General features: G+C 58.9%; 14 protein-coding genes. All 14 read left to right on the top strand.

Annotated features, from left to right (window positions below):
- The 14 genes from fabD to thiK all read left to right on the top strand — a co-directional run bounded on the left by fabD (position 1) and on the right by thiK (position 11,964).
- A complete protein-coding gene (gene fabD, locus E7738_RS06810; protein WP_058759472.1) occupies positions 1-933 on the top strand; it encodes an ACP S-malonyltransferase in 933 nt (310 codons plus the stop codon).
- 10 nt (positions 934-943) lie between these two features.
- Positions 944-1,678, top strand: coding sequence for a 3-oxoacyl-ACP reductase FabG (gene fabG / locus E7738_RS06805; RefSeq protein WP_021506405.1), 735 nt, complete (start codon positions 944-946; stop codon positions 1,676-1,678).
- Positions 1,679-1,831: 153 nt separating this feature from the next.
- On the top strand, positions 1,832-2,068 hold the full coding sequence (acpP, locus tag E7738_RS06800; protein WP_010617251.1) for an acyl carrier protein: 237 nt from the start codon (positions 1,832-1,834) through the stop codon (positions 2,066-2,068).
- An 85-nt stretch (positions 2,069-2,153) separates the two neighbouring features.
- On the top strand, positions 2,154-3,395 hold the full coding sequence (fabF, locus tag E7738_RS06795; RefSeq protein WP_058759473.1) for a beta-ketoacyl-ACP synthase II: 1,242 nt from the start codon (positions 2,154-2,156) through the stop codon (positions 3,393-3,395).
- Between the two features lie 123 nt (positions 3,396-3,518).
- The gene (gene pabC, locus E7738_RS06790; RefSeq protein ID WP_021506403.1) at positions 3,519-4,331 is read left to right on the top strand and encodes an aminodeoxychorismate lyase; all 813 of its coding nucleotides are present in this window, start codon (positions 3,519-3,521) and stop codon (positions 4,329-4,331) included.
- A complete protein-coding gene (gene mltG / locus E7738_RS06785) occupies positions 4,328-5,347 on the top strand; it encodes an endolytic transglycosylase MltG (RefSeq protein WP_031279266.1) in 1,020 nt (339 codons plus the stop codon). The genes pabC and mltG overlap by 4 nt, the downstream gene beginning before the upstream one ends.
- A complete protein-coding gene (tmk, locus tag E7738_RS06780) occupies positions 5,337-5,972 on the top strand; it encodes a dTMP kinase (RefSeq protein WP_021506401.1) in 636 nt (211 codons plus the stop codon). Before mltG ends, tmk begins: the two co-directional genes overlap by 11 nt.
- Positions 5,969-6,958 carry a DNA polymerase III subunit delta' gene (holB, locus tag E7738_RS06775; protein WP_394516227.1) on the top strand — a complete coding sequence of 330 codons (990 nt, stop codon included), beginning with the start codon at positions 5,969-5,971 and terminating at the stop codon, positions 6,956-6,958. The genes tmk and holB overlap by 4 nt, the downstream gene beginning before the upstream one ends.
- 17 nt (positions 6,959-6,975) lie before the next feature.
- A complete protein-coding gene (locus tag E7738_RS06770; protein WP_021506399.1) occupies positions 6,976-7,767 on the top strand; it encodes a metal-dependent hydrolase in 792 nt (263 codons plus the stop codon).
- A 286-nt stretch (positions 7,768-8,053) separates the two neighbouring features.
- Positions 8,054-9,487: a PTS glucose transporter subunit IIBC gene (gene ptsG / locus E7738_RS06765; RefSeq protein WP_021506398.1), complete on the top strand. Its 1,434-nt coding sequence runs from the start codon at positions 8,054-8,056 to the stop codon at positions 9,485-9,487.
- Between the two features lie 333 nt (positions 9,488-9,820).
- Positions 9,821-10,171, top strand: coding sequence for a purine nucleoside phosphoramidase (hinT, locus tag E7738_RS06760; protein ID WP_021506397.1), 351 nt, complete (start codon positions 9,821-9,823; stop codon positions 10,169-10,171).
- Positions 10,172-10,189: 18 nt separating this feature from the next.
- Positions 10,190-10,555, top strand: a complete 366-nt coding sequence (locus E7738_RS06755; RefSeq protein WP_394516226.1) for a YcfL family protein — start codon at positions 10,190-10,192, stop codon at positions 10,553-10,555.
- 10 nt (positions 10,556-10,565) lie between these two features.
- Positions 10,566-11,162: a penicillin-binding protein activator LpoB gene (gene lpoB, locus E7738_RS06750; protein ID WP_021506395.1), complete on the top strand. Its 597-nt coding sequence runs from the start codon at positions 10,566-10,568 to the stop codon at positions 11,160-11,162.
- The gene (thiK, locus tag E7738_RS06745; protein ID WP_394516225.1) at positions 11,149-11,964 is read left to right on the top strand and encodes a thiamine kinase; all 816 of its coding nucleotides are present in this window, start codon (positions 11,149-11,151) and stop codon (positions 11,962-11,964) included. Before lpoB ends, thiK begins: the two co-directional genes overlap by 14 nt.
- Positions 11,965-11,966: the final 2 nt, after the last annotated feature.

Genomic DNA, 11,966 nt, shown 5'->3' with positions numbered 1-11,966 from the left:
ATGACGCAAATTGCTTTTGTTTTCCCGGGACAGGGATCGCAGACCGTCGGCATGCTGGCCGATCTGGCAGCGGAAAATCCACAGGTTGAAGCCACTTTCCGTGAAGCTTCTGACGCGCTGGGTTACGACTTATGGCAGCTGGTCCAGCAGGGCCCGGCTGAAGAGCTGAATAAAACCTGGCAGACCCAGCCGGCGCTGCTGGCAGCCTCAGTCGCGATTTATCGCGTCTGGCAGAGCAAAAATGGCGCGCAGCCAGCGCTGATGGCCGGACACAGCCTCGGTGAATACTCTGCGCTGGTGTGTGCGGGCGTGCTGAATTTTGCTGACGCCATCAAGCTGGTTGAACTGCGCGGTAAACTGATGCAGGAAGCGGTGCCGGAAGGTACGGGCGCCATGCAGGCAATTATCGGTCTCGACGACGCGGCAATTCGCAAAGCCTGTGAAGAGAGCGCGCAGGGCCAGGTAGTTTCGCCGGTCAACTTCAACTCGCCGGGTCAGGTGGTTATCGCCGGCAATAAAGAAGCGGTTGAACGTGCTGGTGCCGCCTGTAAAGCGGCCGGCGCCAAGCGCGCGCTGCCGCTGCCGGTCAGCGTGCCGTCACACTGCGCGCTGATGAAACCTGCGGCGGATAAGCTGGCGGTGGCGCTGGAAAGCGTGACCTTCAATGCGCCGTCGGTACCGGTGGTCAATAACGTTGACGTTAAGTGCGAAAGCGACGCCGCGGCGATTCGCAGCGCGCTGGTGCGTCAGCTGTACAGCCCGGTGCGCTGGACTGAGGCGGTTGAGTTTATTGCTGCACAGGGCGTGACTGAACTGCTGGAAATCGGTCCGGGTAAAGTGCTGACCGGCCTGACCAAACGAATTGTGGACAGCCTGACGGCTGCAGCGGTGAACGACCCATCGTCACTGGCTGCGGCGCTTGGCCAGGAATAAGAGGAAAATCATGAGCTTTGAAGGTAAAGTAGCGCTGGTGACCGGCGCCAGCCGCGGTATCGGACGTGCCATCGCGGAAACGCTGGCGGCACGCGGTGCAAAAGTGGTGGGTACTGCCACCAGCGAAAGCGGCGCGGAAGCCATCAGTGCTTACCTCGGCGACAAGGGCAAAGGTCTGCTGCTGAACGTGACCGATGCGGCCTCTATTGAGAGCGTGCTCGAGAAAGTTCGCGCCGAATTTGGCGAAGTTGACATTTTGGTCAATAATGCAGGCATTACGCGTGACAATCTGCTGATGCGCATGAAGGACGATGAGTGGGCGGATATCCTCGATACCAACCTGACATCGGTGTTCCGCCTGTCGAAGGCGGTCATGCGTGCCATGATGAAAAAGCGCGTGGGCCGTATCATTACCATCGGTTCGGTAGTTGGAACCATGGGTAACGCGGGTCAGGCAAACTATGCGGCAGCAAAAGCAGGTTTGATTGGCTTTAGCAAATCACTGGCGCGAGAAGTTGCGTCACGTGGCATTACCGTAAACGTCGTGGCTCCGGGCTTTATTGAGACGGACATGACGCGTGCACTGAACGAAGATCAGCGCTCGGGCATTCTGGCAGAAGTGCCGGCAGGTCGTTTAGGCGACCCGCAGGAGATTGCCAATGCTGTTGCATTCTTAGCCTCTGACGAAGCCGCCTACATCACGGGTGAGACGCTGCACGTCAATGGCGGCATGTACATGGTCTGATAATCACGAAATCATTTGCATTATCTGCGGTAAACACCGCAGAATAACGCAAAATCGTGGTTCGACCAGCCGGGATTTTGTTGCATCTTTTTCAACATTTTATACACTACGAAAACCATCGCGAAAGCGAGTTTTGATAGGAAATTAAATAGTATGAGCGATATCGAACAACGCGTTAAGAAAATCGTAGCTGAGCAGCTGGGCGTTAAAGAAGACGAAGTGGTTAACGGCGCTTCTTTCGTTGAAGACCTGGGTGCAGATTCTCTTGACACCGTTGAGCTGGTAATGGCTCTGGAAGAAGAGTTTGATACTGAAATTCCAGACGAAGAAGCTGAGAAAATCACTACCGTTCAGGCAGCGATCGACTATATCAATAACCATAAAGGTTAATGAATATCTTCAGGCGGTCATTCGACCGCCTGAGTTTTATGTTTGCCCCACATAGCGTCATTATTTCCCTCCCTGGAGGACGAACGTGTCTAAGCGTCGTGTAGTTGTGACCGGTCTTGGCATGTTGTCTCCTGTCGGCAATACCGTAGAGTCTACCTGGCGTGCTCTCCTTGCCGGTCAGAGCGGCATTAACCTGATCGACCATTTTGATACCAGTGCCTACGCAACGCGTTTTGCGGGTCTGGTCAAAGATTTTAATTGCGATGAATACATCTCGCGCAAAGATCAACGCAAGATGGATGATTTCATCCAGTACGGCGTTGTGGCCGGTATTCAGGCTATGGCGGACTCCGGTCTGGTCGTAACTGATGAGAATGCCGGACGTATCGGTGCGGCTATCGGTTCCGGCATCGGCGGTCTGGGTTTGATCGAAGATAACCATACTTCGCTGGTCAATGGCGGTCCGCGCAAAATCAGCCCATTCTTCGTGCCTTCAACCATCGTTAACATGGTCGCTGGCCACCTGACCATCATGTACGGCCTGAAAGGTCCGAGCATCTCGATTGCGACCGCCTGTACTTCCGGCGTGCACAATATTGGTCATGCGGCGCGCATCATCGCGTATAACGACGCAGATGTGATGCTGGCCGGCGGTGCTGAGAAAGCCAGTACGCCACTGGGCGTAGGCGGTTTCGGCGCGGCGCGTGCGCTCTCTACCCGTAACGATAATCCGCAGGCGGCGAGCCGTCCGTGGGATAAAGATCGTGACGGTTTCGTGCTGGGCGACGGTGCCGGTATCGTGGTACTGGAAGAGTACGAACACGCGAAAAAACGCGGTGCGAAGATTTATGCGGAAATCGTTGGTTTCGGCATGAGCAGCGACGCTTACCACATGACATCACCACCGGAAGACGGTTCAGGTGCAGCCGCAGCGATGGTTAACGCGCTGCGTGACGCGCAGCTGGATCCGGCGCAGATTGGCTATGTTAACGCGCACGGCACCTCAACGCCGGCTGGTGACAAAGCAGAAGCGCAGGCGGTGAAGTCAGTGTTTGGTGCGTCAGCGCACAGTGTGATGGTCAGCTCGACCAAGTCGATGACCGGTCACCTGCTGGGTGCGGCGGGCGCGGTAGAAGCGATTTACTCGATTCTTGCGCTGCGCGACCAGGCGGTTCCGCCCACCATCAACCTCGACAATCCTGACGAAGGTTGCGATCTGGACTTTGTGCCGCACACGGCGCGCCAGGTCAGCGGACTGGAGTACACGCTGTGTAACTCCTTTGGATTCGGCGGCACCAACGGCTCGCTGATCTTCCGCAAGGTATAAGCGCTATCCAGCCGAACAGAGGCCCGCAATGCGGGCCTTTTTTATATTTTGTCACGCAGTGGCGTGGAATGTTACGCGCCACAGTGCTATTCAACGCTGACGCCAGCGGCAGAGGAGAAGCGCATGTGGATTAACGGAGTGGCACAGGACACCCTTTCTGCCCGCGACCGCGCGGTGCAGTTTGGTGACGGCTGTTTCACCACGGCGGCAGTCAGAGAGGGCCGTATCCAGCTGCTGGAGGCGCATCTGCAGCGTCTGCAGGACGGCTGCCAGCGTTTGCTGATGGCCGCGCCGGATCGCGCCTTACTGGCGGAAGAGATGCGCCGCGCGGCGGCGGGCCAGCGCGAAGCGGTGCTCAAAGTGATCCTGACGCCCGGCGCGGGCGGACGCGGCTACAGTCGCGCCGGCTGCACGCAACCCACGCGTATCATCGCGCTCGCACCCTGGCCACAGCACTACGCCACGCTGCAGCAGCAGGGCGCGCGGCTGGTGACCAGCCCGGTGCGGCTGGCGCAGAACCCGCTGCTGGCCGGCATCAAACATCTTAACCGGCTGGAGCAGGTGCTGATTCGCCAGCAGCTGGACGCGTGCGACGCTGACGAAGCGCTGGTGCTTGACACCGCCGGGACGGTAGTGGAATGCTGTGCGGCCAATTTATTCTGGCGCAGCGGTGAGGCCATTTTCACGCCGCGCCTCGCGCAGGCCGGCGTTGATGGCATCATGCGTCGTTATCTGCTGGCGCGGCTGGCCCAGGCCGGTCACGACTGCCAGCAGGTGGAGGCCAGCCGATCGGCGGTGTTAAGCGCCGATGAAGTGGTGATCTGTAACGCGCTGATGCCAGTATTACCCGTGCGGCAAATTGACGACGTCACCTTTTCCGCACGCACGCTGTACCAGCAACTGCTCGCCAGTTGCCAGACGATGGAAGCATCATGACCCGAATGAAAAAAATAGTTGCCGGCGCCGTAGTCATCGCTGGCCTGGCTGCCGCATTGAGCTACTGGCAGATTAAACGCTTTGCCGCGACGCCATTAACCATTCACCAGGAAACCCTGTATACCCTGCCGGCCGGCAGCGGTCGCGTGGTGCTGGAAGCGCAGCTGGAGAGCCAGCACATCATTCCGCAAAGCATCTGGTTTGGCCCGTTGCTGAAGCTGGAGCCCGATCTGGCTAACTTCAAAGCCGGGACGTATCGCCTTGAGACCGGCATGACGGTGCGCCAGCTACTGCAATTGCTGGCCAGCGGCAAAGAGGCGCAATTTCCGCTGCGCTTTGTCGAGGGTTCCCGGCTGAAAGAGTGGCTGGCTGAGCTGCGTAAAGCGCCATACCTTAAACACACGCTGCCGGATGATGAATTTGCCAGCGTTGCGGCCGCGCTTAAGCTTGATGTCAGCCAGCTGGAAGGCGGTTTCTATCCGGATACCTATCTGTATACTGCCAACACCAGCGATGTGGCACTGCTGGAGCGGGCGCACGTGCGCATGAACAAGCTGGTGGATGAGATCTGGCAGGGGCGGATGGCCAGTCTGCCGTATAAAACGCCGCAGCAGATGGTCACCATGGCGTCGATTATCGAAAAAGAGACCGGCGTCAGCGAAGAGCGCGCGCGCGTTGCCTCGGTATTCATCAATCGCCTGCGCACCGGTATGAAACTGCAGACCGATCCCACGGTGATCTACGGAATGGGCGGCAGCTATACCGGTACGCTGACGCGCAAGGATCTTGAGACCCCGACCGCGTACAATACCTATACCATCAGCGGCCTGCCGCCGGGACCGATTGCCATGCCGGGGCGCGCCTCGCTGGAAGCGGCGGCCCATCCGGAGAAGACCAATTACCTCTATTTCGTCGCGGATGGCAAAGGCGGTCACACCTTTACCACCAATCTGGCCAGTCATAATAAAGCCGTGCAGGTTTACCGGCTGGCGATGAAGGAAAAAAATGAAAAGTAAGTTTATCGTCATCGAAGGGCTGGAAGGCGCGGGCAAAACCACCGCGCGTGAGGCGGTGGTTGCGGTCCTGCATGAGCAGGGCATTGAAGACGTGGTCTTTACCCGTGAGCCGGGCGGCACGCCCTTGGCCGAACAGCTGCGCGTGCTGGTGAAGCAGGGCATTGATGGCGAACAGGTGAGTGATAAAGCCGAGCTGCTGATGCTGTATGCCGCGCGGGTGCAGCTGGTAGAAAACGTCATCAAACCGGCGCTGGCACGCGGTGCCTGGGTAGTGGGCGATCGTCACGATCTTTCGTCGCAGGCGTATCAGGGCGGCGGTCGCGGACTCGACACTCAGCTGATGACCACGCTGCGCGATGCGGTGCTGGGCGATTTTCGTCCCGACCTGACGCTCTATCTCGACGTCACGCCGGAGATTGGCCTGCAGCGTGCCCGGGCGCGCGGCGAACTGGATCGCATTGAGCAGGAGTCGCTGAACTTTTTTACCCGCACGCGCGAACGCTACCAGGCGCTGGCCGCTGCCGATCCAACCATCAAAAGCATCGATGCGATGCAGCCGATTGAGAATGTGACAGCGTCACTTAAAGCCGTGCTGCGTCAGTGGCTGGCAGGTCAGGCGGCATGAACTGGTATCCGTGGCTGAACCAGCCGTACCGACAGATCATTGCCCGCCATCAGAGTGGACAGGCACATCACGCGCTGCTGATTCAGGCCATCGACGGCATGGGCGACGATGCGCTGGTGTGGGGCGTCAGCCGCTGGCTGATGTGTCAGCAGCCGCAGGGACTGAAAAGCTGCGGCCAGTGTCACGGCTGCCAGCTGATGCAGGCGCACACCCATCCGGACTGGTATCGGCTGGAAGCGGAAAAGGGAAAAGCCTCGCTCGGCATTGATGCGGTTCGCGACGTCAGTGAGAAGCTGTACCATTTTGCCCAGCAGGGTGGCGCGAAAATTGTCTGGCTGCCGGATGCGACGCAACTGACCGAAGCCGCCGCCAACGCGCTCCTGAAAACGCTGGAAGAGCCGCCCGCTAACTGCTGGTTTTTCCTCAGCGTGCGCGAGCCGTCGCGACTGCTGGCCACGCTGCGCAGCCGCTGTATGACGTGGTATCTGTCGCCGCCGGAAGAGACGCACAGCCTGCAATGGCTGCAGAAACAGCAGCCGCAGCCGGAAGCGATTCTGCGCGCGGCGCTGCGTCTGAGCAACGGTGCACCGGCTGCGGCGCTGGCCTTGTTACAGCCGGACCGCTGGCAGGCACGGCAAACGCTGTGCGACAGCCTGAACAGCGCACTGAGCGGCGATATTCTGCAGCTGTTGCCGGCGCTCAACAGCGACGATGTGGCGGTTCGCCTCGGCTGGCTGCTTTCGCTGCTGGTGGATGCGATGAAAGTGCAGCAGGGCGCCAGCAACTGGCTGAGTAATGGCGATCGCCCGGACGTGGTGACGCAGCTGGCGCAGCAGTTCAGCAGCAGCGCGCTGAATGCCAGCGTGCAGCAGTGGCTGCAGTGTCGCGAGCAGCTGCTGCACGTAGCGGCGCTTAATCGTGAACTGATTCTGACCGACTGTCTGCTTGCCTGGGGACGTTTGCTGTCTCCCGCGACGGTCGGCTAAGAGTAAAAGAGAGATCTATGTTTATTGTTGATTCGCACTGCCATCTTGATGGCCTTGATTATGAAACCCAGCACCGCGATCTGGATGACGTGATTGCCAAAGCGGCGGCGCGGGATGTGAAATTCATGCTGGCGATTGCCACCACGCTGCCGGATTACTACAAAATCAAACAGCTGGTCGGCGATCGCGACAACATCGCGCTGGCCTGCGGCGTGCATCCGCTCAATCAGGAAACGCCGTATGACGTGGAAGAGTTTCGCCGTCTGGCGGCGGAAGAGCAGGTGATTGCACTGGGCGAAACCGGGCTGGATTATTTTTACCAGCAGGAGACCAAAGCGCAGCAGCAGGCCTCGTTCCGTGAGCACATCCGCACCGGCATTGCGCTGAATAAGCCGATTATTGTGCACACCCGCGATGCGCGCGAAGACACGCTGGCCATTCTGCGTGAAGAGCAGGTAGAGCGGTGCGGCGGCGTGCTGCACTGTTTCACGGAAGACAAAGAGACGGCGGCGCAGCTGCTGGATCTTGGGTTCTACATCTCCTTCTCCGGCATTGTGACCTTTCGCAACGCTGAACAGATCCGCGAAGCAGCGCGCTATGTACCGCTGGATCGCATTCTGGTTGAAACCGATTCACCCTATCTGGCACCAGTACCGCATCGCGGCAAAGAAAACCAGCCGGCCTTCACCCGCGACGTAGCTGAGTATATGGCCGTGGTGAAGGGCGTCGATCTTGCTACCCTGGCGGCCGCCACCACGGAAAACTTCTCCCGCCTGTTTAAGGTGCCGATGAGCCGACTCGGCGGCTAACGCGCTTTATTTCAAACTCTGTAATTAATCTGAAATCACTCATCTGCGCTGCGTGTTTCGCGGCGCAGGCAGTGATTTATTGCTGTTTATAGCAGCAAGTCAGTAAGAAATGACTGAAATTTCAGCGCTGTGTTTGGTGAAACGTGATAGCCGTCAAAGTAACGTGTCGTCATTTATTTTACCCTTCGTAATAAATCAAAAGACGCTCAGCGTCACCCCGGCTAAGGATCCTCCCCCTTTGCCATGCGCACTGCGCTAAAAAATGCACTCATACTCAGGAGCTTCTATGTTCAAGAACGCATTTGCGAACCTGCAAAAGGTAGGTAAATCGCTGATGTTGCCGGTATCGGTTCTGCCGATTGCCGGTATTTTGTTAGGTGTTGGTTCTGCTAACTTCAGCTGGCTGCCGGAAGTGGTTTCCCACGTGATGGCCGAAGCGGGTGGTTCGGTGTTTGCTAACATGCCGCTGATCTTTGCGATCGGTGTGGCACTGGGCTTTACCAATAACGACGGCGTGTCGGCGCTGGCCGCCGTGGTCGCTTACGGCATTATGGTGAAAACCCTGGCTGTGGTCGCGCCGCTGGTGCTGCATCTGCCGGCAGCCGAGATCGAAGCCAAACACCTCGCCGATACCGGGGTGCTGGGCGGCATTATTGCTGGTTCGATTGCGGCCTACATGTTCAACCGTTTCTACCGCATCAAGTTGCCGGAATACCTCGGCTTCTTCGCCGGTAAGCGCTTTGTGCCAATCATTTCCGGTCTGACCGCGATTTTCACCGGTGTGGTGCTGTCCTTCATCTGGCCACCTATTGGTACCGCGATTCAGGACTTCTCGCAGTGGGCGGCCTATCAGAACCCGGTGGTGGCGTTCGGTATTTACGGTGTAGTTGAGCGTGCGCTGGTGCCGTTTGGTCTGCATCACATCTGGAACGTTCCTTTCCAGATGCAGATTGGTGAATTCACCAACGCGGCTGGTCAGGTCTTCCACGGTGACATTCCGCGCTACATGGCGGGTGACCCGACTGCCGGTAAACTGTCTGGCGGCTTCCTGTTCAAGATGTATGGTCTGCCGGCTGCGGCTATCGCCATCTGGCATTCTGCTAAACCTGAAAACCGCGCCAAAGTGGGCGGCATCATGATCTCCGCCGCGCTGACCTCGTTCCTGACCGGTATCACCGAGCCGATCGAGTTCTCATTCATGTTCGTGGCACCGATCCTGTACGTGATCCACGCTATCCTGGCGGGCCTGGCGTTCCCAATCTGTATTCTGCTGGGCATGCGTGATGGCACCAGCTTCTCACACGGTCTGATCGACTTCATCGTGCTGAGCGGCAACAGCAGCAAAATCTGGCTGTTCCCGATTGTCGGTATCATCTACGGTCTGGTGTACTACACCGTGTTCCGCGTGCTGATCGCAAAACTGAATCTGAAAACCCCGGGTCGTGAAGATACGGCGATGGAGCAGAGCAGCGCGACCGGCAGTGAAATGGCGGGCAAGCTGGTCACGGCGTTCGGTGGTAAAGAGAACATCACTAACCTTGATGCCTGTATTACCCGTCTGCGCGTCAGCGTGGCGGACGTAGCGAAGGTGGATCAGGCTGAACTGAAAAATCTCGGCGCGCGTGGTGTGGTGGTGGCCGGTTCCGGTGTGCAGGCGATTTTCGGCACCAAGTCCGATAACCTGAAAACCGAGATGGATGATTATATCCGCAGTATGTAAGTGACATGACGGCAGGCCGGGCCGGTGCGGTGAAGCGGCGTCAGATCGTAAAGACGCCAACACCATCCCTGGGGCTCGGCCCGCGACATCCCTGTCGCGGGACGCTTTACTCCTCTGCCGCCGCTTCACCGCACTGCAACTTCGGTGCGACAAAACCCCTCATCCGAGGGGTTTTTTATTTTACCGCCGCCAGACACCGCCCGCCGCGCCGCGCCAGCGTGAAAAAATGATGCAAAGGCAGCCATTTAATGAAGAAAAGTGGTCCTGAGGTTGAAAGAAACGGAATTCCTCACGCATACTGCCTGACTGAACTCAGGCTTAAGGAACTGCACCATGGCTGAAGAAACCATTTTCAGTAAAATCATTCGTCGCGAAATTCCCGCCGACGTGGTTTATCAGGACGAACTGGTCACCGCCTTCCGCGATATCGCGCCCAAAGCGCCTACCCACATACTGATTGTCCCCAATGTACTGATTCCGACCGCCAACGATGTACAGGCGGCGCATGAGCAGGCGCTGGGCCGCATGGTGACCGCCGCCGCAAAAATTGCCCGTGATGAAGGCATCGCCGAGGATGGCTATCGCCTGATCATCAACTGCAACCGTCACGGTGGGCAGGAGGTTTACCACATTCATATGCACCTGGTCGGCGGACAGCCGCTGGGCCCGATGCTGGCCATCTAACCTCAGGCGGACCTTGTGATGCGTCAATGGCTGAGCGGCTTGCTGTTGCTGACCCTGATGGGCTGTAGCAGCGATAAGCCGATGATCAACACCTCCCAGTCGCTGGTGATGGAGTCTGCCGTACTGTCGGCGGGCATCATCACCGATGAACCCGCGCTGACCAGCCGCGACGGCCAGCAGCGCGCCGCCAGCGTGCTGCAAAATCTGCGTGAAACCCCGGTCACCGTGCACTATCGTTTCTACTGGTACGATGACAAAGGGCTGGAGATTGAGCCGCAGGAGCCGGCGCAGACTCAAACCGTACCGGCGCACGGCAGCGTAGAAGTGGCCTCGCAAATGGGTAACCCGACCGCCAGTAAGGTGCGTCTCTATCTTTATCTTTGAGGAGTAACCTGTGATTCGCAGTGTACAACGTTCCGGCGCGCTACTGTTTGCGCTGATGCTCACCGGTTGTGTGGTGAAACAACAAACCCCGGCACCGGTTGAACCGACGCAGCCGACCACGCCAACCCAGCCAGAGCAACCGCCCGCGCAGCCGGTGCCGCCGCCGCAAACTGTGCCGCAGCCGCCGAAGCTGAAAACCATCAACTGGAACGCCAGCGTCCAGCCGTTAGTCGCCAATATGGTGCAGTCGGCGGGCGTCAATCCGGGCAGCGTGCTGCTGGTGGATCGCATCAAAAACAGCACCAACGGCTCGCTGCAAACGGAAAAAGCCACGGCAGCGATTGAGAACGCGCTGGCCAATAACGGCAAGTTCAGCCTGGTCTCAAACGATCAGCTCAATCAGGCGAAGCAAACGCTCGGCCTGTCGCCAGAGGATAGCCTCAACTCGCGCAGCAAAGCGATTGGCCTGGCGCGCATCGTCAACGCGCAGTATGTGCTGTACAGCAACGCGCAGGGCGATGTGAAAGCTCCTGCGCTGCAAATGCAGCTGATGCTGGTGCAGACCGGCGAAATCATCTGGTCGGGCAACGGCGTTGCACAACCCTGATCCCCGGCTGCAGCAACTGGTTCAGCAACAATGGCCGACGGCGCAAGCTGCCGGTCATTTTTTCGCGCTGCCAGGACTGAGCGGTAACAGCGTGCAGGTACGCAGCGAGCAGGGCGATCTGCTGGCGCGCCGGACACCGTCGCAGCCCATCCCGTTTGTCGATCGTCAGCGCGAATACCGCATCCTGCGTCAGCTGCGTACTACGGCGCTGGCGCCGCAGCCGCTGGCGTGGCAGGCGCCGTGGCTGCTGCAGCGCTGGCTGCCGGGTGAGGTGCTGTCGCCGGATCAGTTCAGCGCGCAGCGCGCAGCGGTGCTGACGCTGCTACTGCGCCTGCATCACCAGCCGCTGACCGGTTATCGCTTACGGCTGGCGCCGCTGCTGCAGCGCTACTGGCAGCTGTGTCAGCAGCGGCACTGGCGCTGGCAGCGGCGCTTAAACCAGTTGCTGCAGCGCGGCGAACCGTCGCCGCTGCGGCTGGCACCGCTGCACATGGACGTCCACCCTGGCAATCTGGTTGCCACGCCGGATGGCCTGCGTTTAATTGACTGGGAATATGCTGCGGATGGCGACGTGGCGCTGGAGCTGGCCGCTGTCGGCGCGGTGGATGGCGCTGAACACGATTACTGGATAACCGACTATGCCGCCGAGGCGCGGCTGTCGGCAACGGCGCTGCGGCGTCAAAGCCGGCGCTGGCAGCCGTGGCTGCAGCTGCTGATGGCCAGCTGGTATCAGCTGCGCGCCGAGCAGAGCCATGACCAAACATTGCAACGGCTGGCGCAGGCCAGCTGGCAGGATCTTTAATT

This window comes from Pantoea sp. SGAir0430 (assembly GCF_043549295.1).
This window is presented reverse-complemented; position numbering and strand designations above follow the sequence as displayed.

Coding starts and splice junctions, on each gene's coding strand:
- fabD (WP_058759472.1), top strand. CDS start 1: ATGACGCAAATTGCTTTTGTTTTCCCGGGACAGGGATCGCAGACCGTC.
- fabG (WP_021506405.1), top strand. CDS start 944: ATGAGCTTTGAAGGTAAAGTAGCGCTGGTGACCGGCGCCAGCCGCGGT.
- acpP (WP_010617251.1), top strand. CDS start 1,832: ATGAGCGATATCGAACAACGCGTTAAGAAAATCGTAGCTGAGCAGCTG.
- pabC (WP_021506403.1), top strand. CDS start 3,519: ATGTGGATTAACGGAGTGGCACAGGACACCCTTTCTGCCCGCGACCGC.
- mltG (WP_031279266.1), top strand. CDS start 4,328: ATGACCCGAATGAAAAAAATAGTTGCCGGCGCCGTAGTCATCGCTGGC.
- tmk (WP_021506401.1), top strand. CDS start 5,337: ATGAAAAGTAAGTTTATCGTCATCGAAGGGCTGGAAGGCGCGGGCAAA.
- holB (WP_394516227.1), top strand. CDS start 5,969: ATGAACTGGTATCCGTGGCTGAACCAGCCGTACCGACAGATCATTGCC.
- E7738_RS06770 (WP_021506399.1), top strand. CDS start 6,976: ATGTTTATTGTTGATTCGCACTGCCATCTTGATGGCCTTGATTATGAA.
- ptsG (WP_021506398.1), top strand. CDS start 8,054: ATGTTCAAGAACGCATTTGCGAACCTGCAAAAGGTAGGTAAATCGCTG.
- hinT (WP_021506397.1), top strand. CDS start 9,821: ATGGCTGAAGAAACCATTTTCAGTAAAATCATTCGTCGCGAAATTCCC.
- E7738_RS06755 (WP_394516226.1), top strand. CDS start 10,190: ATGCGTCAATGGCTGAGCGGCTTGCTGTTGCTGACCCTGATGGGCTGT.